12 protein-coding genes and 3 pseudogenes are annotated in these 26,032 nt (G+C 35.8%); 11 read left to right on the forward strand and 4 right to left on the reverse strand.

Annotated features, from left to right (window positions below; translation table 11 throughout):
- Positions 1-4: 4 nt before the first annotated feature.
- The 11 genes and pseudogenes from BTR_RS04975 to BTR_RS05030 all read left to right on the forward strand — a co-directional run.
- The gene (locus tag BTR_RS04975) at positions 5-205 is read left to right on the forward strand and encodes a helix-turn-helix transcriptional regulator (RefSeq protein WP_007347430.1); all 201 of its coding nucleotides are present in this window, start codon (positions 5-7) and stop codon (positions 203-205) included.
- A 98-nt stretch (positions 206-303) separates the two neighbouring features.
- Entirely contained in the window at positions 304-501 is a 198-nt protein-coding gene (locus BTR_RS13415) for a hypothetical protein (RefSeq protein ID WP_038473516.1), read from the forward strand.
- A 10-nt stretch (positions 502-511) separates the two neighbouring features.
- Positions 512-661 carry a hypothetical protein gene (locus BTR_RS13120; RefSeq protein ID WP_169309787.1) on the forward strand — a complete coding sequence of 50 codons (150 nt, stop codon included), beginning with the start codon at positions 512-514 and terminating at the stop codon, positions 659-661.
- On the forward strand, positions 633-2,120 hold the full coding sequence (locus BTR_RS04985; RefSeq protein WP_012231654.1) for a YfjI family protein: 1,488 nt from the start codon (positions 633-635) through the stop codon (positions 2,118-2,120). The genes BTR_RS13120 and BTR_RS04985 overlap by 29 nt, the downstream gene beginning before the upstream one ends.
- A gap of 668 nt (positions 2,121-2,788) precedes the next feature.
- Positions 2,789-7,762 (forward strand): DEAD/DEAH box helicase, encoded by a 4,974-nt coding sequence (locus BTR_RS04995; RefSeq protein ID WP_012231655.1) that lies wholly within the window; start codon positions 2,789-2,791, stop codon positions 7,760-7,762.
- 1,585 nt (positions 7,763-9,347) lie between these two features.
- Positions 9,348-10,007, forward strand: a complete 660-nt coding sequence (locus BTR_RS05005; protein WP_012230502.1) for an LbetaH domain-containing protein — start codon at positions 9,348-9,350, stop codon at positions 10,005-10,007.
- 82 nt (positions 10,008-10,089) lie between these two features.
- Positions 10,090-10,863, forward strand: coding sequence for a hypothetical protein (locus BTR_RS05010; RefSeq protein WP_012231656.1), 774 nt, complete (start codon positions 10,090-10,092; stop codon positions 10,861-10,863).
- 81 nt (positions 10,864-10,944) lie between these two features.
- Positions 10,945-11,523 (forward strand): hypothetical protein, encoded by a 579-nt coding sequence (locus BTR_RS05015; RefSeq protein WP_012231657.1) that lies wholly within the window; start codon positions 10,945-10,947, stop codon positions 11,521-11,523.
- Between the two features lie 105 nt (positions 11,524-11,628).
- A pseudogene (locus BTR_RS05020) lies at positions 11,629-12,408 on the forward strand (hypothetical protein).
- Between the two features lie 1,647 nt (positions 12,409-14,055).
- Positions 14,056-14,286: pseudogene (locus tag BTR_RS05025) on the forward strand (hypothetical protein); the annotation flags it as partial.
- An 82-nt stretch (positions 14,287-14,368) separates the two neighbouring features.
- Positions 14,369-15,235, forward strand: a pseudogene (locus tag BTR_RS05030) (N4-gp56 family major capsid protein); the annotation flags it as partial.
- 1,611 nt (positions 15,236-16,846) lie between these two features.
- Here the strand turns inward: BTR_RS05030 and BTR_RS05035 are convergent.
- The 4 genes from BTR_RS05035 to BTR_RS05055 all read right to left on the reverse strand — a co-directional run bounded on the left by BTR_RS05035 (position 16,847) and on the right by BTR_RS05055 (position 25,618).
- The gene (locus BTR_RS05035) at positions 16,847-17,626 is read right to left on the reverse strand and encodes a hypothetical protein (RefSeq protein ID WP_012231630.1); all 780 of its coding nucleotides are present in this window, start codon (positions 17,624-17,626) and stop codon (positions 16,847-16,849) included.
- A 113-nt stretch (positions 17,627-17,739) separates the two neighbouring features.
- The gene (locus BTR_RS05040) at positions 17,740-18,318 is read right to left on the reverse strand and encodes a hypothetical protein (protein ID WP_012231631.1); all 579 of its coding nucleotides are present in this window, start codon (positions 18,316-18,318) and stop codon (positions 17,740-17,742) included.
- Between the two features lie 81 nt (positions 18,319-18,399).
- Entirely contained in the window at positions 18,400-19,059 is a 660-nt protein-coding gene (locus BTR_RS05045; protein WP_012230502.1) for an LbetaH domain-containing protein, read from the reverse strand.
- Positions 19,060-20,644: 1,585 nt separating this feature from the next.
- Entirely contained in the window at positions 20,645-25,618 is a 4,974-nt protein-coding gene (locus tag BTR_RS05055) for a DEAD/DEAH box helicase (RefSeq protein ID WP_012231655.1), read from the reverse strand.
- Positions 25,619-26,032: the final 414 nt, after the last annotated feature.

The following is a 26,032-nucleotide window of genomic DNA, read 5'->3' on the forward strand; positions in this document are numbered from 1 at the left end:
TAGAATGACAGAAAATGATATTCTTTTAACAGACCGTGAAAGTGCAAAATTACTTCATATGAGTGTCTCAACTTTCCGCCGTCATGTTACCAATGGCTCTCTCCCAAAACCTTTAAAATTTGGTTTTTTATCCCGTTGGTTACAATCGGATCTCTTAAATGTAATCGAGCAAGCAAAACAGCAACGTTATAACGACGTGGCATAAAAAAAACCTTGTCACGTAAGGACGGACAAGGCTTTCTCAAACTAATCACCCTCACAATAGCAAAATCCGTCCTGTGACGCAACGTTATAGGATTTAAAATGATGTGTTCTTTTAAGAATGCGTGGGGCATCACACGTGCTTTGCGTGGGGTTTGGCATGGGTGTTATGGAAGCCAACCAATCAAAAAGACTTTAGCTGATTTTACCTTTGCTACGCGTGCTTATAGCCAAGCCTTTGAGGTCCTTATGAGGCAAACCCCGCATAATGCATATTTAACGATCTCCTCTATTTTCTAAGGTAAATAACATGATACAAGATAACAAAAATATTTTAGAGAATAATACTCCTTTAAATGATAATGATAACGGCTCTTTAAACGAAAATACTTGTTTAGAAGCCATTCTTTATAAACAAGCATTGCAACAAAATGGTTGGGGGGGAATTGCAATCGATTAATACGGCTCTCTTACCCGTCAAGCCTTTTAGCTTATTACAGTTGCCAACGCCATTAATGAACTATGTTTATGACGTTGCGGATAGCCAACAAGCCCCTATGGATTTTATTGCTATCTCTGCTCTCTGTGCCTTGGCTGCTGTTATTGGCAATGGCGTGCGGGTTGCCCCAAAACAACATGCCAATTGGAAAATTGTTCCTAATCTCTGGGGTGTCATTGTGGGGGAAACTTCGACCATGAAAACAGGTAGCATGGACGCTGCTTTAGAACCTCTCTATGAATTTCAAGATGAATGGCATCAAGAGTGGGTAAAGAAGAAAAAACAGCAAGAAACAAAAGAGATTCTTAGTGAATTAGATAAACGAGAAAAGAAAAAACAAGCCTATAAAGCACTCAAAGATCATGATGAAGAACAAGCCCTTGCTCTTCTTTCACAAACTCTTGAACACAAAGAAAGTGAGGAAGATGATAGTTCTATAAAACGACGCCTTATCGTCAATGATGTGACCGTTGAAAAGCTTGGGGAACTCTTAAAAGAAAACCCCCGTGGTCTCTTGTTGGTGCGTGATGAACTGGCTGGTTTTTTATCTAATCTAGAAAGAAAGGAATATCAATCAGACCGTTCTTTTTATCTAACAGCTTTTAATGGTAATAAGTCATACACCTATGACCGTATAGGGCGGGGAACCATTTTTATTCCCAATGCAACTGTCTCTATTATAGGGGGTATTCAACCTGCACGTATTATTCCCATTATTCAAGACATGCACCGTGGAATAAACGATGATGGTCTTATGCAACGCTTTCAAATGCTGATCTTTCCCGATGAACGACAAGAGCAGTTATGGATTGATAGACCTCCCAATCAAAAGGCATGGGAAAGTTATCAAGGGGTTTTTCGTTCTCTTTATGATAAACCATTAGGATCACCAAAATATCCGATAACTATACGCTTTTCTGCCGAAGCCCAAGAAATGTTTCGTGAATGGTGGGAAGATTTCCAGAAAAGAATAAAGAATGGTCATTTCTCATCAAGTTTAAAAGCGCATCTTTTGAAAATGCCTAAGACCATAGTAAGTCTTGCATTGATTTTTGAATTAACTGAAGGGGGGCGTTTTGAAATCAATAAAGATGCCCTTCAAACAGCCTTGCGATGGGAAAAATATTTGTTCAGTCATGTCAAAAGGCTCTATGCGGCGGCGGATAGCCTAGCAACAGAGGGGGCAAAATTGATTGTCGAGCGCTGTGATCATTTACCCGATGTCTTTACTTTACGTGATATTCATCAAAGAAGTTGGACGCATTTAAAAGATAATCAAACCGTTAAGCAAGCTTTAGAGCTCTTATGTCGCTCCAATCATATTCGTCCAATAGCCAATGAAAATAGCTCTCAAAGCGGTCGCCCTACCATACGTTATGAATGGCATCCTTTCGTTAAAAACAACAGCATCAAACAATGAAGTCATTGTCATCTTTTGTTATCCTTAAAACCTTCAAAGATCTTATCGTACCAACAAAGGGTTTACGTAGTATCTTTGAGGGTTTTTGTTTTATCATTTTTAAAAAAAAAGACATACAGAGGTTCTTTTAAATCTTGTGTCTAAAGATATCCAAAACACAACCTCTATAGGTTTTGAAGGGGTTTTGAGTTTTGAGGGTTGCTGCTATTATGTAAAAAAACGATAAAAAAATAAAAACATTATATTTCAATAGGTTAATATTTTATAGACCTTAAAAAAACAACTCATATTGATAATGCAATCTCTAAATTCAACTAACAATATACGTTTTGAGGGGGTTTTGACGATTTTTACACCTTCAAAACCTATAAGCAAAATTCGTAATAAAACTTATCAAAATACTCATTCTGATATTTTAAAGAACATAAGTGCATTTATCTTGATTAACCCGTGAAATGAATAGCAAATTTTACTACTTTGCTGATCTAACCATGCATCATAGGCTGTGGATAAACAACCTTTAAAAACCCCTTTTGAAAAAAATTATCCGTTTTTATGCATTTTTCTGCATTTTTTCTCAATTCGTTCAAAATGGATTTAATAAGCTTCATTTTGATTCTTTTGAAAAGAATTAACCCTCTCATACCAAAACGGAGCTCTGTTATAATATGCTGCAATCTCTTAAGTCTGATCATGAACATGTCACGCTACGCTCTCTGTTGGAATATTATCGTCAACAAGCTAAATCACCCCGTGAATTGGGAACGCTGTTTGAAAACCTTGTCATGGTTTATTTGAGTGAAGACCCGTTGCAAAAGCAAGAATACGAAAAGGTTCAAACTTATTTGGAATGGGCTAAGGAACATGATGAAGATGGGCGTGATATTGGGATTGATTTGGTGGCTACAATCCGTGATCAAGGAGGATATGCGGCTATTCAATGTAAATGCTATGATGCTTCTCACATCATTAAAAAAGAAGATATTGATAGCTTTATCGCTGCCTCAGGGAAAAAGATTTTTACGCGTCGTATTCTCGTTGATAGCACCGAAAGCAATTGGAGTGATAATGCTAACAACACTTGTGATGGTCAAGAAGTTCGTATTCAACAGATTAATCTGTTTGATTTAGAAAACAGTCAAATTGATTGGGGCGCTTATAAAGAACGAGGACAAGCCGTCCTTAAAGAGCAACCGAAAAAAAAGCTTTTAGATCATCAGATAGAAGCGCTTGAAAGAGTTTGTGAAGGTTTACAAGAAGCAGACCGTGGCAAGCTTATTATGGCATGTGGTACGGGTAAAACATTCACCAGTCTTAAGATAGCAGAAACCATAGCAGGAAAAGGCAAGCGTGTGTTGTTTTTAGTGCCCTCCCTTGCTTTGATGTCACAAACAATCCGTGAATGGACCCTTGATACAGAAATCCCCTTGCGTTCCTTTGCGGTGTGTTCGGATACACAAGTAGGCAAGCGTCGTAAAGGCAAACATGATGATGAATCTGGTCTTGATGCATCAGATCTTGTCTTGCCGGCGACCACGGATTCACAAGAGCTTGCGCGTAAAGCCAATAAGACCTCTCTTGATGTGATGACGGTGGTCTTTTCAACTTATCATTCCATTCAAGTGATTTCGGATGCACAAAAGGAATATGATTTACCCGAATTTGATTTAATCATTTGCGATGAAGCGCATAGAACAACTGGGGTTGTGTTAGGAACAGACAAGCATGAATCTGAATTTATCAAGGTTCATGATAACAGCATCATTCGGGGTAAAAAACGTCTGTATATGACTGCAACGCCTAAGATCTTTGCTGATAGTGCTAAAAAACAAGCCCATGAAATGAATGGCATTTTAGCGTCTATGGATGATGAAGCCCTCTATGGAAAAAATCTTTACACCTATACATTCTCAAAAGCCGTTAAGAATGAACTCTTAGTTCCTTATAAGATTATTATCTTAGGCGTTAATGAAGAGGAAGTGAGTGAATCCATTCAACATCTGATGACCGATGAGAATTATGAACTTACTCTTGATGATAAAACCAAAATCATAGGCTGTTATCAAGCTCTTAGCAAAATAGATCTAAAAGTTGATCTGAGTGATGACCCTAACCCTATGCGTCGGGCTTTGGCTTTTTGTAAAGATATCAAGACTTCTGAACGTATCCGTGACACATTCAATTCTCAAGAAATACAGAAAGAATTATATAATCTTCATAAGCTCTATAAAGAGACGCCGCCTCTTCAGTGTACCTTTGCTCATATTGATGGAACGCAAAGTGCCAAGAAGCGCAATGAAGCCCTTGATTGGTTAAAGGAAGATGCGGGGGAAAATACTTGTCGTGTGCTGACCAATGTAAGATGTCTTTCTGAGGGTGTTGATGTTCCTGCTCTTGATGCGATCATGTTTTTACACCCGCGCAAAAGCCAAGTGGATGTGATACAGGCGGTGGGGCGTATCATGCGCCGTGCCAAAGGCAAGAAAAGAGGCTATATCATTTTACCCGTTGGGGTGCCGGCTGGGATTTCTGCTGAAGAGGCTTTAAAATACAACAAGAGATACAGTGTTGTCTGGCAAGTGATCAATGCTTTGCTTGCTCATGATGAGAATTTCGAAATCACCCTTAACCAGATGATTTTAGGGCAAGACGTTAGTGATGTTTTGGAGATTAGCGCCTTAAAGAGCATGACAGCGGTTGAGGATAAAATCTATGTTTATGAGAAACCAGAAAGCGCGGGGCTTGAGATTGGAAAAGCAGCCTATGAACCACAAAAATACATTCATAGTGTTACAGGAAGATTACCCTTTTATAAAGAGTTTCCCAATGCCCTTAAAACCCTTTTGGCTAAGAAATTTACCCTTGCCGATTACTGGGGCATATGGGCGGGCAATGTTGCTGAAATTGCTCAAAACCATATCAATCGTCTTAAAGATATACTTTCTGATGAAACCAGTGAAGCTTTTCATGCTTTTGAGAGCTTTCACAAAGAACTCAAAAACAACTTAAACAGTGAAATAAAACAAGAGGAAGCGCTTGAGATGTTAGCACAACATCTTGTGACGCGTCCCGTATTTGAAGCCTTGTTTGATGGCAATGAATTTGTGCAAAACAATGCCATTTCGCAAGCGATGGAAAAGATTTTAGCTGAGTTGGATAAAACCAATATCAAGCAAGTATCAAAAGAGTTACAAGAGTTTTATGACAGTGTGAAATTCCGTGCCTCTGGGATTACCTCCCCCCAAGCAAGACAAAACCTTATTATCAAGCTTTATGAAGATTTTTTTACCAAGGCATTTAAGAAAACTACGGATAGGCTTGGGATTGTTTATACGCCCGTTGAGGTTGTTGATTTTATCATTCATTCTGTTGATGATGTATTGCGGAATGAGTTTGGAAAAAGCCTTGGGTCACGTGGTGTTTCTATTCTTGACCCTTTCACTGGAACTGGAACCTTTATCACAAGGCTTTTACAATCCAATCTCATCAAACCAGAGGATATGGAATATAAGTTCCGTCATGATATCCATGCCAATGAGATTGTTTTGCTTGCTTATTACATAGCAGCGATTAACATTGAATCGACTTATCATAGTCTTATGAAAGGTGAATATATCCCTTTCAAGCATATTGGTTTGACCGATACGTTCCGAATGCTTGAAGAGAAGAACCTGCTACAGGAATTATTCAAAGAAAACAGTGAATATTTAGAGCATCAAAAGAAACTGGATATCAAAGTTATCCTTGGTAACCCTCCTTATTCAACAAAGCAAAAAAACGAAAATGATAATGCAAAGAATACTCCTTATCCTATTTTAGATAAACGTATTAGTGAAACTTATGCTGCTCATTCAAAAGCAACCAATATGCAAGCTCTTTACGATAGCTATATCCGTGCTATACGCTGGGCTAGTGACCGTATTGGTAATGCTGGGGTAATCGGATTTGTTACAAATGCCGGTTTTATTACTGGACATTCTATGGATAGTTTACGCAAATGCCTCGTTGAGGAATTTTCAAGCCTTTATATTTTCCATTTGCGGGGGAATGCTCGGACTTCTGGAGAACAACGTAAGAAAGAAAGTGGTGGAATTTTTGGTTCTGGCTCTCGTGCCCCTATAGCGATTTCTATTTTGGTTAAAAATCCAAATGCACAGCAGCATGGTAAGATATATTTTCGTGATATTGGCGACTATCTCAATAGAGAAGAAAAACTCACGATAATTGAAAAACTTAGAAGTATTGATGGCATTACACGAAGCAAAAAAGGTTGGCAAATAATAAAACCGGATAGACATAATGATTGGCTTAGTCAACGCGATGATAGTTTCAAGACGTTTCTAGCTTTAGGTGTTAAAAAAGGGCATGATCAAAAGCTTTTTGAAAATTTTTCTCGTGGTATTATGACAAGCCGTGATGCTTGGGCATATAACTCAAGCCGTGAAACACTAGCAAAAAATATGCGTAATATGATTGCCTTTTATAACAGTGAGGTTGAACGTTTTAATAATAGCTATTCACATGCTGATCATAAGTTACGTACCAATGCTATAGATAGTTTCGTAAACTCAGATGAAAGAAAAATCAGTTGGAGTTATAATCTCAAACGAGACTTGGTAAAAGGAAAGTCTTTCAACTTTGAAGAAGCTTGCCTTACACAAAGTCTTTATCGCCCTTTTACACGACAGTGGCTTTATTGTGATGCTGCTCTAAATTGCGATGGCGCTTATCAGATGCGAATATTTCCGATAGGACAAGCGGTTGAAAACAGAATGATACAAATTACAGGCATAGGAGCAAAGAAAGACTTTTCTGTGCTTATGACTAAAGTTGTATCTGATGTTAATATGATGGAAGGTGGTAGTCAATGCTTTCCACGCTATATTTACGAAGACACTACGGTTTCAAAAAATAAAAACAAGGAACAATCCCATTTATTTACGAATTCTACAGAAAATAGTAAAACAGCTGGTTTGCAACGCCGTGATGCTATTACTGATGAAGGATTAGCACATTTTAAAGCTGCTTATCCTAATGAAAAAATCGCTAAAGATGATTTATTCTATTATGTTTACGGTTTACTTCATTCAAAAGATTATCGCTCTCGTTATGCTGATAACCTTTCTAAAGAACTGCCTCGTATCCCTTGTGTAAAGAGTACTGATGATTTTTGGAAGTTTGTAACAGCAGGACGTGAACTCGGTCATTTGCACGTGAATTATGAAACTGTAGAGCCGTATCCAGTAACTTTTAAAAAGGGTAATCCAAAATTTACAGAGATCTCTAATCCCGAAAAATTCTATTATGTGACTGAAATGAAATTCGCAAAAATTAAGAATAGTAAGGAAAAGGATAAATCAACAGTTATTTATAATAGCAATATTACCATAACAGATATCCCTCTTGAAGCTTATAAGTATATCGTCAATGGAAAACCCGCTCTTGAATGGGTTATGGGGCGTCAATGTGTAAAGACTGATAAAAAGAGTGGCATTGTTAATGATGCTAATCGCTATGCTGTTGAAACCGTTGGCAACCCTGCCTACCCTCTAGAATTGTTTCAAAGGGTTATTACGGTAAGTTTAGAGACAATCAAAATTGTTAAGAATTTACCAAAATTAGAAATAAGAGAAACTGAATAACTTATAAAGCATGCTCACATAATGGGTATGATAAACGCATAAGGGGTATAGAGCTTATAACCATAATCTATACCTCTTTTGTTAAGTTTATTACATCTAATCTTTAAAAGGATAATTTGTCATGCGTTATTCTAAAAAGAAAAAACTTGCACTTTTAGATACTCTCATTTGGATTGCTTTAAGACTTTTAAGAAACCCCATCTTAAATAAAATTAGATTTTTTTACATTGCCTTTAAGAGGTTATATCGTAATCTAAAATGAGTGCTTTATTGTTTTCAAAAGCTTTGTTTAAAGAGAGTTATATATATTCATTTTGCTTATAGGTTTTGAAGGTGTAAAAACCGTCAAAACCCCCTCAAAACGTATATTATTGGTTGAATTTAGAGGTTGTGTTATCAATATGGGTTGTTTTTTTAAGGTCTATAAAATCTTAACATATTGAAATATAATGTTTTTACTTTTTATCGTTTTTTTACATAATAGCAGCAACCCTCAAAACTCAAAACCCCGTCAAAACTCATAACTATAATGATCTTGATAGCATCTCTTATGAGTTACAAGCTATCTTTTGAAAAGCTTTAAAGGATCACATGATTTTCATAAAGCACGTTGTAATCATTCTCTAAAATCATAAGGTTATCATTCAAAAGAACTGATAAAAATTCATAAAAGGGATTTTGATAACGTAATCAGTTTTTAATTTCATACGCTTTTCATAAGACACGTGTTAATCACTCACTAAAAATATAATTTTATCTTTTAAAAAGAACTAATCAAAATAACAAAAGCCTATTAAAAGGGACTTTGCTAATCTCTATAATTATCAATCTCTCTTTAGATATTTTCATAACAGTCTATAAATCGTAATTATCCTATTTATCGTTTCTCTTATGAAAATGAAAAATGATGCCATGGCTATAAAGCATATAACAGCTATAAAGAATGCATAAAAACAGTAGCTTTGTTTGAATAAAGCAAAAATGCAAATGAATGCATTGGTTATAAGAGCGCGGTGCCTATTAAGATAGTTCAAATGATAAATGCGTTATAAACAAAATTCACAAAAAAATTAAAATTCATTTAGTGAAAAAAACTGATAGTTTATAAAGATAAAAATACGCATTATGAGAGCGTTTCTAAATATTATAAATGTATAGATTCAAAAAACAACGCAATCGTTTTATAAAGCCCATAATATAGCTTTAAAAGCACATAAATATAAAAGAAGCAATTCATAAGCACATGATATTATCAATACATAATGTATCTAAAAAAATACAAAAAATATCAAAAAAATAAAATATTAATTGACAATAAATACGTATTTTGTTATATAAATAATCAAGTGATGAAAAACACTTTAAACAGTAAGCGGATAGGTTACGAAACAATCTTTCCAAAGCTTTTAAAACTGACTATCTTTTATGCTTTAATTAGCATATATGATGATTTTGTCGGGTGTGGTCACACCATACAATACTCTTTATGAGAAAAGTGTGACGACGGACTTACTGCCGTGTTTTTCAACGCCCGGCTCCCTTATAGGGTTGTCAATGAAAAACGTATAATCAGTAAGGTTTAAATATGAAAAATATCTCAAAAAACACCCCCATTAATAAGAAAAAAACATCTAAAAAATATGAGTTTACTGGCGAAATGGATTTTGTGACTGGTCTCATATTATACCGTATACGTGCTTTAAGAGATTTTGGGGATGTCAAAGCGGGCGATCTTGGGGGGTATATTGAAAACGAAAGTAACTTATCTCACAAAGGCAATTGCTGGGTGTATGACAAAGCGCGCGTCTTTCAAAATGCAAGGGTTTCAGGCAATGCTAAAGTAAAAAGCTTTTTTGTTGACGTTTGTGGTAATGCAAGAATTTATGGTAATGCTATTTTTGAAGGCATGTTATTAAAGGACAATGCAAAGCTTTATGGCAATGCTCATGTTAGCAATGCCGTTGTAATTGAAGGTAATGCTAAAATTTATGATAACGCCCGCGTCACTAATCATGCTCATATTTGTGATGGCTCGCGTGTTTTTGATGATGCCGTGGTTTGTGGCGCTCTTATCTCTGGCGATTCTTATGTTCATAGCGCCGCCTCTTTAACTGCTGATGATCATATTTGGGATGAGGCATATCCAGAATTTGGGAGTGAAGATGATTATTACCGTCATGAATATTATGCTGATTGTGAGGGGTATTATGACGATGATAACGAATATGAAAATGATGCTGCGTAAATAACGCGCGGGCGCGGCGGGGGCGCCCCTCTTTAAAAATCTCATTCTAAAATTTATCAAATATAAACTTAGGGAGTTACCTATGTCCACTATAACTGTATCTAAAAAATATGAATTGACTAATGAAAATCACACTTTTGAAGGGATTACTGTACACCGCATTCGTGCTTTAAGAGATTTTGATGATGTTAAGGCGGGGGCATTAGGTGGTTTTATTGAAAATGAAAGCAATCTCTCTCATGATGGCAATTGCTGGGTTTACGATAATGCTACCGTTTTTTGCAATGCCGTCGTTTCTGATAATGCAAAAATACGTAATGACGCCATTATTGCTAGGGGGTCTAAAGTTTATGGGAATGCCGTGGTTTGTGATAAGGCATGGGTATTCGGTCATGATGCTAGCATTTATGACAATGCAAAAATTAGTAACAATGCTAGGATCTGTGGTCTAGTTTATGGCAATGCCATGGTTTGTGATAATGCTAATGTTTCTCCTAATGCACATATTTATGATAATGCCCGTGTATATGAAAATGCTCATGTGAGTGGCTTTGTTTATGGGAATTCCCATGTTTATGGTAAATCACGCATTTATGGGGGGGCGTGTATTTATGGCAATGCCCATGTCTTTTGTAATGCTTGGATTAAGAGTTTTGCAAGTATTTTTGATGATGCAAAGGTTTCTGGCTCGGCTCGGGTGGGGTCCTTTGCAAGAATTTATGAAAATGCAAAGGTCTATGGTAAATCCAATATTGATCATGATGTACAAATCTATGGTAATGCCGTGGTTAATAGTCGTGAAAAAATTACGAATGATATTTGTGATGATAACCAGTCTATAAAAGACGCTGCGTAAATAATGCGCGGGCGCGGCGGGGGCGCCCCCTTTTAAATTCTTCATTTTAAAATTTAATCTTTTTTATAAAGGAATTGTGCCATGCAAAAAAAGTTTGCACTCACAAATGAAACGCGTGTATTTGGTAATCATACCCTTTATCGTATCCAAGCATTAAAAGACTTTTCTGATATTAAAGCTGGTGCCTTGGGGGGCTTTATCGAAAAGGAAGATAACCTCTCTCATGATGGCAATTGCTGGGTTTATGATGATGCTCTTGTGTTTAAAAATGGTCACGTTTATGAAAACGCAAGGGTTTTTGGCAAGGCTGTCGCTTGTGGTCATATCTATGGTCATGCCCGCGTTTATGAGAATGCTATCGCTGCTGGCTATATTTATGATAATGCGCATGTTTATGGCAATGCCGTTGTTTCTGATAATTCCCGTGTCTATGGCAATGCTCATGTGTATGGCAAGGCTATTATTTATGATAATGCCTATGTTTATGACAATGCTAGGGTTTATGAAAACGCGCGTATAGCAAATGACGTGCATATTTATGAAAATGCTCATATCCATGGCATTGCTGTCATTCGTGAAAATGTCGGCGGGTCTACTAAAATAAAAACCTATACTGAACGTCTCTCTCCTTATGGCGAGTTAGAAATTGTCTGGGTTTAATCAATAAAGCAGCGGCGGGCGCGGCGGGGGCGCCTGCTTTCAAAATAAATTTTCCATTTCAAATTTTATCAACTGTTTATCACATTAGATTGTGAGGGTACTCCTATGTGCAAAAAATACGAATTAACCAGCGAAATCAAAAAAATCAAACATGCTCTTACGCGAAATATCACAAGCCTTTATCGCATTCGGGCTTTAAGAGATTTTGATGATATAAAAGCGGGTGCTTTAGGCGGTTTTATCGAAAAGGAAGTCAACCTATCCCATGATGGCAATTGCTGGGTCTATGATGATGCTTGTATCTATGGTCATGCCCGTGTTTATGATGATGCAAAAATACGGCATTATTCGCAAGTCTGTGGTCTCGTTTATGGCAATGCTGAGGTCTATGGCAAGGCTTTTGTCTCTCAATATGCAAAGATTTATGATCAGGCTTGTGTTTATGGGAGTGCTCATGTGTATGGCAATGTGTATGGCAATGCTCATGTGAGTGGTGCTGCCCGCGTTCTTGCTGATGCTCATATTTATGACCATGCCCATGTTTCTTATGATGCTACGGTTTTTAGTTATGCACGCGTCTATGGTCATGCTAGGGTTTGTGGCTCTGCTTGCATTTATAGCCATGCCAAAATTTATAATTATGCTGTGATTAATGGTCGTGCAAAGATTTATGGCAAGGTCTAAGGCAATGCGCGCGTGGGGGGCTCTTGTGAGGTTTATGGCTCTGTTTATGGCAATGCAAAAATCTTACATTGTGCAACAATCTGGGGGCGTGCTTATGGCAATGCAACAATCAATACAAAAAGCAAAGCAAAGTTGGTTCCCAAAAATTGTGAGGTTTATCAAAGCGATAATGTCGTTAAGATTATTGATAAAACAGAATAAAAATAGGCATGGGGTGCCTTCTTGATAGCTATAAACGTATCATAAAAGAGAGAATTCATAAAAGAAAGCCGTGCCAACTGATATGACGCGGCTTTCAAATGTCTACCCTTATGAATCATTCCAAATGGAGTAATGAATTCATATATACAAAACGTATTATATTGCAAGCGCTCTATTGAGATATGAAAACTTATCAAAAGGAATGTAAATGATGCGTATGATCTTTAATCACTCTTTTGAATGAGAAGCCTATAAACGCTTTTCGTTGCCATTAAATATATCAATCATAATGTCTTTAACTTAAAGAGATTCATTGAAAACAAAGCCCATGATCATGATGCTTCTTTAAAACATTTTAAAACACTAAGCTCAAAATTGAGTTGAGTGAATTTCAAATAACGCATTTTCTAAAATCAAAACATATTAAAACGTTTGGTAGCTTTATCAATTCAATCAAAAGAAAATGCCTATTAGACTAATATCTTTTTTAAAAACGTTCTTTTTACATTTACAAGCGTTAATTTTTCAAAACAAGCTCTCATAAGACAATAAACAACTGCTTTTATCAAATGGAAGGTTTTAAAAATTATTATAAACATCCGTTTCAAACGTTTAAACATTCATTTAGAAAGGCTTTCATAATAAGCGTATTTTAAACAAAGCTTCTTTGCAAATTAATCGCTCTATTTGGCTAGCAAAATTAAGTAAATCCTGTGCCTTATGATGTTACAACGGTTTTGAATTTTACTTGCTTATCTTTGTCTAAAATAGATGCCCTCAAATTTGAGGAGATCTCATTTGGTTTCATATTTTAAAACGATAACTTTTAAAACGTTTTTTATACCATGTCTAAGGTATATAGTATTCTACTTCTATGGCATTATGCGCCTCCATTTTTTTATGGAAGCGAATATAGTTCTGTTCTAAAAACTAGTCTGCAATCTATTCATTAAAAGGCTTTTCATTTCATAAGATATAAAAGACCTCTTTATCGTTTTCTAAACTTTTAGAAAGCGTTTAAAAGCGATCTTGTCCTTAATCCTTTTATGCAATCTTTATAAATTAAACCTATAAGCTTATGAATGCTTCAAACAGTTAATTTCTTTAATGCCATTTTAAAGGTTTTTCCCAATTTGGGGAAAAATTATATGATCTCTATTTTCTATAAATGCCTATCTTTTGATACAATTTACCTTATAGCAGTTTCAAACGATTACCCTCTTATAGAATGATCTAATATTGCTATAACACTCTTTAGATTTTGCGCTCGCCAATTTTGGCGAACGTTAATTTGTTATTTTATGCGATTAACAATCCAATCTTTAAAATAAGAAGTAATCTTTAAAACGTATGTTATCGATAATTCCAAACGATTAAATTTTAAACAATGTGATTTGTGCTGTGATAAAAACGTATCATAAAATTTATAAACTGTTATGAGTGATAACTGCTTTTCATTTCATTTGAACGTTTACATGCGTTATAATATTTGCACCATGATTTGCTTTTTATGGTCTATTCATACATGGCAATCTTCTATAAAAAATGGTCAAATGAATCACGTATAAAAGGATGGATTCTTAAGTGGATTCATATAAAATAATTACGCTCAAAATATTGACTTTATTGTGTTTTTTGATATTATATCTTACATATCAGAACCAAGCGGTCCAAGCCAATGATCAAGTTGCAGCGCTTCAAAGCCGTCAGAATTCTGCGCGAACCTTAACGGCATCTGGTGGAGGAGGGAGTACTGGACCAATGACTAAAGAAACTCTTGCGAATATGTCAGAGAAAGAATTTAACGCGTGGATATCCAATCCAAAAAATGAAGCCCGTTTTTATGAAATTATGGGTGCAGACCCCGATGAGATATAAGTTTTACAGTATAATCCGCCTTTGAAGCGGGTTTTCCACCGGCTTTTAAGCCGGTTTTTTTATAGCAAAGAAAGGTGAAACAATGGCAACAACACATATAGGAACCCATGATCCGCAATCGGTGAAATTGTGGTCACAGAAATTAAGCAATGAAGTTTTGAAAGCAACGAAAATTGCCCCTCTGATTGGCAAAAGTTCGAACAGTATTATCCAGCTTTATAACGAAACCCATAAGAGTGCAGGGGATAGTGTCACATTCAGTTTGTTGGTCAATCTGTTTGGAGATGGTGTCACGCAAGGTGAAACCTTAGAGGGCAATGAAGAAGCCCTTCAATTTATGAATGATCGGTTGGTTATTAATGAGCTTTTACATGCGGCGCGTGTTGCCAATAATGACTCGATTGACCAACAGAGAATCCTCCCAAATTTACGTAAGAAAGCCAAAGAAGGCTTGGTTCGCTGGTACGCCAATCGTTTAAGCATCATGTTCTTTTTGCAGGTGTGTGGTTATACAGCACGTACGATCAGTATTGATGGTCGAGAAGTATATATTAAACCAGTTTATTACGGCTTTAATGAAATTATGGCACCAAGCAGTGAACGGATTATTCGACCTGATGGGAAAACCAAGGATGAAGACCTTACCGATAAAGCCAAACATAGCTTTAGTTTGAAGCTTATTGATGAAGCGGTTAAACAAGCGAAACTTGCCAATCCACAAATTTCGCCGGTTCATGTGAATGGTGATGATGTTTACGTTCTCTATTTGCACCCAACACAAGTAATGCAATTGCGCACCAATACAGAAACCGGTGAATGGTTAGATATCCAAAAATCGGTTTATGCAACCTCTCGTGCGAAGAACCCAATCTTTGATGGCTCTCTTGGCATGTATAATGGTGTTGTATTACGTGAAGCTATTCATGTCACTCACGGTGTAAAATTCACATTATGCATAAAAACACAATAAAGTCAATATTTTGAGCGTAATTATTTTATATGAATCCACTTAAGAATCCATCCTTTTATACGTGATTCATTTGACCATTTTTTATAGAAGATTGCCATGTATGAATAGACCATAAAAAGCAAATCATGGTGCAAATATTATAACGCATGTAAACGTTCAAATGAAATGAAAAGCAGTTATCACTCATAACAGTTTATAAATTTTATGATACGTTTTTATCACAGCACAAATCACATTGTTTAAAATTTAATCGTTTGGAATTATCGATAACATACGTTTTAAAGATTACTTCTTATTTTAAAGATTGGATTGTTAATCGCATAAAATAACAAATTAACGTTCGCCAAAATTGGCGAGCGCAAAATCTAAAGAGTGTTATAGCAATATTAGATCATTCTATAAGAGGGTAATCGTTTGAAACTGCTATAAGGTAAATTGTATCAAAAGATAGGCATTTATAGAAAATAGAGATCATATAATTTTTCCCCAAATTGGGAAAAACCTTTAAAATGGCATTAAAGAAATTAACTGTTTGAAGCATTCATAAGCTTATAGGTTTAATTTATAAAGATTGCATAAAAGGATTAAGGACAAGATCGCTTTTAAACGCTTTCTAAAAGTTTAGAAAACGATAAAGAGGTCTTTTATATCTTATGAAATGAAAAGCCTTTTAATGAATAGATTGCAGACTAGTTTTTAGAACAGAACTATATTCGCTTCCATAAAAAAATGGAGGCGCATAATGCCATAGAAGTAGAATACTATATACCTTAGACATGGTATAAAAAACGTTTTAAAAGTTATCGTTTTAAAATATGAAACCAAATGAGATCTCCTCAAATTTGAGGGCATCTATTTTAGACAAAGATAAGCAAGTAAAATTCAAAACCGTTGTAACATCATAAGGCATAGGATTTACTTAATTTTGCTAGCCAAATAGAGCAATTAATTTGCAAAGAAGCTTTGTTTAAAATACGCTTATTATGAAAGCCTTTCTAAATGAATGTTTAAACGTTTGAAACGGATGTTTATAATAATTTTTAAAACCTTCCATTTGATAAAAGCAGTTGTTTATTGTCTTATGAGAGCTTGTTTTGAAAAATTAACGCTCGTAAATGTAAAAAGAACGTTTTTAAAAAAGATATTAGTCTAATAGGCATTTTCTTTTGATTGAATTGATAAAGCTACCAAACGTTTTAATATGTTTTGATTTTAGAAAATGCGTTATTTGAAATTCACTCAACTCAATTTTGAGCTTAGTGTTTTAAAATGTTTTAAAGAAGCATCTTGATTATGGGCTTTGTTTTAAATGCATCTCTTTAAGATAAAGACATTCTCATTCAAAAGAGTGATTAAAGATCATATGCATAATTTACGTTCCTTTTGATAAGTTTTCATATTTTTAATAGAGCACTTGAAATATGATACATTTTTTATATATGCATTCATTACTCCATTGTAGGTGGTTATTTTTATCATAAGAATCATTCTTTGAAAGCCGCGTCATATCATTTGGCACGGCTTTCTTTTATGAATTCTCTCTTTTATGATACGTTTATAGCTATCAAGAAGGCGCTCCCATACCTATTTTTATTCTGTTTTATCAATAATCTTAACGACATTATCGCTTTGATAAACCTCACAATTTTTGGGAACTAACTTTGCTTTGCTTTTTGTATTGATTGTTGCATTGCCATAAGCACGCCCCCAGATCGTTGCACAATGTAAGATTTTTGCATTGCCATAGACAGAGCCATAAACCTCACAAGAGCCCCCCACGCGCGCATTGCCATAGACCTTGCCATAAATCTTTGCACGACCATTAATCACAGCATAATTATAAATTTTCGCATGGCTATAAATACAAGCAGAGCCACAAACCCTAGCATGACCATAGACGCGTGCATAACTAAAAACCGTAGCATCATAAGAAACATGGGCATGGTCATAAATATGAGCATCAGCAAGAACGCGGGCAGCACCACTCACATGAGCATTGCCATAAACATTGCCATACACATGAGCACTCCCATAAACACAAGCCTGATCATAAATCTTTGCATATTGAGAGATAAAAGCCTTGCTATAGACCTCAGCATTGCCATAGACGAGACCACAGACTTGAGAATAATGCCGTATTTTTGCATCATCATAAACACGGGCATGACCATAGACACAAGCCTCATCATAGACCCAGCAATTGCCATCATGGGATAGGTTGACTTCCTTTTCGATAAAACCGCCTAAAGCACCCGCTTTTATATCATCAAAATCTCTTAAAGCCCGAATGCGATAAAGGCTTGTGATATTTCGCGTAAGAGCATGTTTGATTTTTTTGATTTCACTGGTTAATTCGTATTTTTTGCACATAGGAGTACCCTCACAATCTAATGTGATAAACAGTTGATAAAATTTGAAATGGAAAATTTATTTTGAAAGCAGGCGCCCCCGCCGCGCCCGCATTTTATTTACGTTACATTAGGTTAGACCCATACAATTTCTAACTCACCATAAGGAGAGAGACGTTCAGTATAGGTTTTTATTTTAGTAGAGCCGCCGACATTTTCACGAATAACAGCAATGCCATGGATATGAGCATTTTCATAAATATGCACGTCATTTGCTATACGAGCGTTTTCATAAACCCTAGCATTGTCATAAACATAAGCATTATCATAAATAATAGCCTTGCCATAGACATGAGCATTGCCATAGACACGGGAATTATCAGAAACAACGGCATTGCCATAAACATGCGCATTATCATAAATATAGCCAGCAGCGATAGCATTCTCATAAACGCAGGCATGACCATAGATATGACCACAAGCGACAGCCTTGCCAAAAACCCTTGCGTTTTCATAAACGTGACCATTTTTAAACACAAGAGCATCATCATAGACCCAGCAATTGCCATCATGAGAGAGGTTATCTTCCTTTTCGATAAAGCCCCCCAAGGCACCAGCTTTAACATCAGCAAAGTCTTTTAATGCTTGGATACGATAAAGGGTATGATTACCAAATACACGCGTTTCATTTGTGAGTGCAAACTTTTTTTGCATGGCACAATTCCTTTATAAAGAAGATTAAATTTTAGAATGAGATTTTTAAAGAGGGGCGCCCCCGCCGCGCCCGCGCGTTATTTACGCAGCATCATTTTCATATTCGTTATCATCGTCATAATACCCCTCACAATCAGCATAATATTCATGACGGTAATAATCATCTTCACTCCCAAATTCTGGATATGCCTCATCCCAAATATGATCATCAGCAGTTAAAGAGGCGGCGCTATGAACATAAGAATCGCCAGAGATAAGAGCGCCACAAACCACGGCATCATCAAAAACACGCGAGCCATCACAAATATGAGCATGATTAGTGACGCGGGCGTTATCATAAATTTTAGCATTACCTTCAATTACAACGGCATTGCTAACATGAGCATTGCCATAAAGCTTTGCATTGTCCTTTAATAACATGCCTTCAAAAATAGCATTACCATAAATTCTTGCATTACCACAAACGTCAACAAAAAAGCTTTTTACTTTAGCATTGCCTGAAACCCTTGCATTTTGAAAGACGCGCGCTTTGTCATACACCCAGCAATTGCCTTTGTGAGATAAGTTACTTTCGTTTTCAATATACCCCCCAAGATCGCCCGCTTTGACATCCCCAAAATCTCTTAAAGCACGTATACGGTATAATATGAGACCAGTCACAAAATCCATTTCGCCAGTAAACTCATATTTTTTAGATGTTTTTTTCTTATTAATGGGGGTGTTTTTTGAGATATTTTTCATATTTAAACCTTACTGATTATACGTTTTTCATTGACAACCCTATAAGGGAGCCGGGCGTTGAAAAACACGGCAGTAAGTCCGTCGTCACACTTTTCTCATAAAGAGTATTGTATGGTGTGACCACACCCGACAAAATCATCATATATGCTAATTAAAGCATAAAAGATAGTCAGTTTTAAAAGCTTTGGAAAGATTGTTTCGTAACCTATCCGCTTACTGTTTAAAGTGTTTTTCATCACTTGATTATTTATATAACAAAATACGTATTTATTGTCAATTAATATTTTATTTTTTTGATATTTTTTGTATTTTTTTAGATACATTATGTATTGATAATATCATGTGCTTATGAATTGCTTCTTTTATATTTATGTGCTTTTAAAGCTATATTATGGGCTTTATAAAACGATTGCGTTGTTTTTTGAATCTATACATTTATAATATTTAGAAACGCTCTCATAATGCGTATTTTTATCTTTATAAACTATCAGTTTTTTTCACTAAATGAATTTTAATTTTTTTGTGAATTTTGTTTATAACGCATTTATCATTTGAACTATCTTAATAGGCACCGCGCTCTTATAACCAATGCATTCATTTGCATTTTTGCTTTATTCAAACAAAGCTACTGTTTTTATGCATTCTTTATAGCTGTTATATGCTTTATAGCCATGGCATCATTTTTCATTTTCATAAGAGAAACGATAAATAGGATAATTACGATTTATAGACTGTTATGAAAATATCTAAAGAGAGATTGATAATTATAGAGATTAGCAAAGTCCCTTTTAATAGGCTTTTGTTATTTTGATTAGTTCTTTTTAAAAGATAAAATTATATTTTTAGTGAGTGATTAACACGTGTCTTATGAAAAGCGTATGAAATTAAAAACTGATTACGTTATCAAAATCCCTTTTATGAATTTTTATCAGTTCTTTTGAATGATAACCTTATGATTTTAGAGAATGATTACAACGTGCTTTATGAAAATCATGTGATCCTTTAAAGCTTTTCAAAAGATAGCTTGTAACTCATAAGAGATGCTATCAAGATCATTATAGTTATGAGTTTTGACGGGGTTTTGAGTTTTGAGGGTTGCTGCTATTATGTAAAAAAACGATAAAAAGTAAAAACATTATATTTCAATATGTTAAGATTTTATAGACCTTAAAAAAACAACCCATATTGATAACACAACCTCTAAATTCAACCAATAATATACGTTTTGAGGGGGTTTTGACGGTTTTTACACCTTCAAAACCTATAAGCAAAATGAATATATATAACTCTCTTTAAACAAAGCTTTTGAAAACAATAAAGCACTCATTTTAGATTACGATATAACCTCTTAAAGGCAATGTAAAAAAATCTAATTTTATTTAAGATGGGGTTTCTTAAAAGTCTTAAAGCAATCCAAATGAGAGTATCTAAAAGTGCAAGTTTTTTCTTTTTAGAATAACGCATGACAAATTATCCTTTTAAAGATTAGATGTAATAAACTTAACAAAAGAGGTATAGATTATGGTTATAAGCTCTATACCCCTTATGCGTTTATCATACCCATTATGTGAGCATGCTTTATAAGTTATTCAGTTTCTCTTATTTCTAATTTTGGTAAATTCTTAACAATTTTGATTGTCTCTAAACTTACCGTAATAACCCTTTGAAACAATTCTAGAGGGTAGGCAGGGTTGCCAACGGTTTCAACAGCATAGCGATTAGCATCATTAACAATGCCACTCTTTTTATCAGTCTTTACACATTGACGCCCCATAACCCATTCAAGAGCGGGTTTTCCATTGACGATATACTTATAAGCTTCAAGAGGGATATCTGTTATGGTAATATTGCTATTATAAATAACTGTTGATTTATCCTTTTCCTTACTATTCTTAATTTTTGCGAATTTCATTTCAGTCACATAATAGAATTTTTCGGGATTAGAGATCTCTGTAAATTTTGGATTACCCTTTTTAAAAGTTACTGGATACGGCTCTACAGTTTCATAATTCACGTGCAAATGACCGAGTTCACGTCCTGCTGTTACAAACTTCCAAAAATCATCAGTACTCTTTACACAAGGGATACGAGGCAGTTCTTTAGAAAGGTTATCAGCATAACGAGAGCGATAATCTTTTGAATGAAGTAAACCGTAAACATAATAGAATAAATCATCTTTAGCGATTTTTTCATTAGGATAAGCAGCTTTAAAATGTGCTAATCCTTCATCAGTAATAGCATCACGGCGTTGCAAACCAGCTGTTTTACTATTTTCTGTAGAATTCGTAAATAAATGGGATTGTTCCTTGTTTTTATTTTTTGAAACCGTAGTGTCTTCGTAAATATAGCGTGGAAAGCATTGACTACCACCTTCCATCATATTAACATCAGATACAACTTTAGTCATAAGCACAGAAAAGTCTTTCTTTGCTCCTATGCCTGTAATTTGTATCATTCTGTTTTCAACCGCTTGTCCTATCGGAAATATTCGCATCTGATAAGCGCCATCGCAATTTAGAGCAGCATCACAATAAAGCCACTGTCGTGTAAAAGGGCGATAAAGACTTTGTGTAAGGCAAGCTTCTTCAAAGTTGAAAGACTTTCCTTTTACCAAGTCTCGTTTGAGATTATAACTCCAACTGATTTTTCTTTCATCTGAGTTTACGAAACTATCTATAGCATTGGTACGTAACTTATGATCAGCATGTGAATAGCTATTATTAAAACGTTCAACCTCACTGTTATAAAAGGCAATCATATTACGCATATTTTTTGCTAGTGTTTCACGGCTTGAGTTATATGCCCAAGCATCACGGCTTGTCATAATACCACGAGAAAAATTTTCAAAAAGCTTTTGATCATGCCCTTTTTTAACACCTAAAGCTAGAAACGTCTTGAAACTATCATCGCGTTGACTAAGCCAATCATTATGTCTATCCGGTTTTATTATTTGCCAACCTTTTTTGCTTCGTGTAATGCCATCAATACTTCTAAGTTTTTCAATTATCGTGAGTTTTTCTTCTCTATTGAGATAGTCGCCAATATCACGAAAATATATCTTACCATGCTGCTGTGCATTTGGATTTTTAACCAAAATAGAAATCGCTATAGGGGCACGAGAGCCAGAACCAAAAATTCCACCACTTTCTTTCTTACGTTGTTCTCCAGAAGTCCGAGCATTCCCCCGCAAATGGAAAATATAAAGGCTTGAAAATTCCTCAACGAGGCATTTGCGTAAACTATCCATAGAATGTCCAGTAATAAAACCGGCATTTGTAACAAATCCGATTACCCCAGCATTACCAATACGGTCACTAGCCCAGCGTATAGCACGGATATAGCTATCGTAAAGAGCTTGCATATTGGTTGCTTTTGAATGAGCAGCATAAGTTTCACTAATACGTTTATCTAAAATAGGATAAGGAGTATTCTTTGCATTATCATTTTCGTTTTTTTGCTTTGTTGAATAAGGAGGGTTACCAAGGATAACTTTGATATCCAGTTTCTTTTGATGCTCTAAATATTCACTGTTTTCTTTGAATAATTCCTGTAGCAGGTTCTTCTCTTCAAGCATTCGGAACGTATCGGTCAAACCAATATGCTTGAAAGGGATATATTCACCTTTCATAAGACTATGATAAGTCGATTCAATGTTAATCGCTGCTATGTAATAAGCAAGCAAAACAATCTCATTGGCATGGATATCATGACGGAACTTATATTCCATATCCTCTGGTTTGATGAGATTGGATTGTAAAAGCCTTGTGATAAAGGTTCCAGTTCCAGTGAAAGGGTCAAGAATAGAAACACCACGTGACCCAAGGCTTTTTCCAAACTCATTCCGCAATACATCATCAACAGAATGAATGATAAAATCAACAACCTCAACGGGCGTATAAACAATCCCAAGCCTATCCGTAGTTTTCTTAAATGCCTTGGTAAAAAAATCTTCATAAAGCTTGATAATAAGGTTTTGTCTTGCTTGGGGGGAGGTAATCCCAGAGGCACGGAATTTCACACTGTCATAAAACTCTTGTAACTCTTTTGATACTTGCTTGATATTGGTTTTATCCAACTCAGCTAAAATCTTTTCCATCGCTTGCGAAATGGCATTGTTTTGCACAAATTCATTGCCATCAAACAAGGCTTCAAATACGGGACGCGTCACAAGATGTTGTGCTAACATCTCAAGCGCTTCCTCTTGTTTTATTTCACTGTTTAAGTTGTTTTTGAGTTCTTTGTGAAAGCTCTCAAAAGCATGAAAAGCTTCACTGGTTTCATCAGAAAGTATATCTTTAAGACGATTGATATGGTTTTGAGCAATTTCAGCAACATTGCCCGCCCATATGCCCCAGTAATCGGCAAGGGTAAATTTCTTAGCCAAAAGGGTTTTAAGGGCATTGGGAAACTCTTTATAAAAGGGTAATCTTCCTGTAACACTATGAATGTATTTTTGTGGTTCATAGGCTGCTTTTCCAATCTCAAGCCCCGCGCTTTCTGGTTTCTCATAAACATAGATTTTATCCTCAACCGCTGTCATGCTCTTTAAGGCGCTAATCTCCAAAACATCACTAACGTCTTGCCCTAAAATCATCTGGTTAAGGGTGATTTCGAAATTCTCATCATGAGCAAGCAAAGCATTGATCACTTGCCAGACAACACTGTATCTCTTGTTGTATTTTAAAGCCTCTTCAGCAGAAATCCCAGCCGGCACCCCAACGGGTAAAATGATATAGCCTCTTTTCTTGCCTTTGGCACGGCGCATGATACGCCCCACCGCCTGTATCACATCCACTTGGCTTTTGCGCGGGTGTAAAAACATGATCGCATCAAGAGCAGGAACATCAACACCCTCAGAAAGACATCTTACATTGGTCAGCACACGACAAGTATTTTCCCCCGCATCTTCCTTTAACCAATCAAGGGCTTCATTGCGCTTCTTGGCACTTTGCGTTCCATCAATATGAGCAAAGGTACACTGAAGAGGCGGCGTCTCTTTATAGAGCTTATGAAGATTATATAATTCTTTCTGTATTTCTTGAGAATTGAATGTGTCACGGATACGTTCAGAAGTCTTGATATCTTTACAAAAAGCCAAAGCCCGACGCATAGGGTTAGGGTCATCACTCAGATCAACTTTTAGATCTATTTTGCTAAGAGCTTGATAACAGCCTATGATTTTGGTTTTATCATCAAGAGTAAGTTCATAATTCTCATCGGTCATCAGATGTTGAATGGATTCACTCACTTCCTCTTCATTAACGCCTAAGATAATAATCTTATAAGGAACTAAGAGTTCATTCTTAACGGCTTTTGAGAATGTATAGGTGTAAAGATTTTTTCCATAGAGGGCTTCATCATCCATAGACGCTAAAATGCCATTCATTTCATGGGCTTGTTTTTTAGCACTATCAGCAAAGATCTTAGGCGTTGCAGTCATATACAGACGTTTTTTACCCCGAATGATGCTGTTATCATGAACCTTGATAAATTCAGATTCATGCTTGTCTGTTCCTAACACAACCCCAGTTGTTCTATGCGCTTCATCGCAAATGATTAAATCAAATTCGGGTAAATCATATTCCTTTTGTGCATCCGAAATCACTTGAATGGAATGATAAGTTGAAAAGACCACCGTCATCACATCAAGAGAGGTCTTATTGGCTTTACGCGCAAGCTCTTGTGAATCCGTGGTCGCCGGCAAGACAAGATCTGATGCATCAAGACCAGATTCATCATCATGTTTGCCTTTACGACGCTTGCCTACTTGTGTATCCGAACACACCGCAAAGGAACGCAAGGGGATTTCTGTATCAAGGGTCCATTCACGGATTGTTTGTGACATCAAAGCAAGGGAGGGCACTAAAAACAACACACGCTTGCCTTTTCCTGCTATGGTTTCTGCTATCTTAAGACTGGTGAATGTTTTACCCGTACCACATGCCATAATAAGCTTGCCACGGTCTGCTTCTTGTAAACCTTCACAAACTCTTTCAAGCGCTTCTATCTGATGATCTAAAAGCTTTTTTTTCGGTTGCTCTTTAAGGACGGCTTGTCCTCGTTCTTTATAAGCGCCCCAATCAATTTGACTGTTTTCTAAATCAAACAGATTAATCTGTTGAATACGAACTTCTTGACCATCACAAGTGTTGTTAGCATTATCACTCCAATTGCTTTCGGTGCTATCAACGAGAATACGACGCGTAAAAATCTTTTTCCCTGAGGCAGCGATAAAGCTATCAATATCTTCTTTTTTAATGATGTGAGAAGCATCATAGCATTTACATTGAATAGCCGCATATCCTCCTTGATCACGGATTGTAGCCACCAAATCAATCCCAATATCACGCCCATCTTCATCATGTTCCTTAGCCCATTCCAAATAAGTTTGAACCTTTTCGTATTCTTGCTTTTGCAACGGGTCTTCACTCAAATAAACCATGACAAGGTTTTCAAACAGCGTTCCCAATTCACGGGGTGATTTAGCTTGTTGACGATAATATTCCAACAGAGAGCGTAGCGTGACATGTTCATGATCAGACTTAAGAGATTGCAGCATATTATAACAGAGCTCCGTTTTGGTATGAGAGGGTTAATTCTTTTCAAAAGAATCAAAATGAAGCTTATTAAATCCATTTTGAACGAATTGAGAAAAAATGCAGAAAAATGCATAAAAACGGATAATTTTTTTCAAAAGGGGTTTTTAAAGGTTGTTTATCCACAGCCTATGATGCATGGTTAGATCAGCAAAGTAGTAAAATTTGCTATTCATTTCACGGGTTAATCAAGATAAATGCACTTATGTTCTTTAAAATATCAGAATGAGTATTTTGATAAGTTTTATTACGAATTTTGCTTATAGGTTTTGAAGGTGTAAAAATCGTCAAAACCCCCTCAAAACGTATATTGTTAGTTGAATTTAGAGATTGCATTATCAATATGAGTTGTTTTTTTAAGGTCTATAAAATATTAA

The sequence above is a fragment of the Bartonella tribocorum CIP 105476 genome (genome assembly GCF_000196435.1).
Taxonomy (GTDB): Bacteria; Pseudomonadota; Alphaproteobacteria; order Rhizobiales; family Rhizobiaceae; genus Bartonella; species Bartonella tribocorum.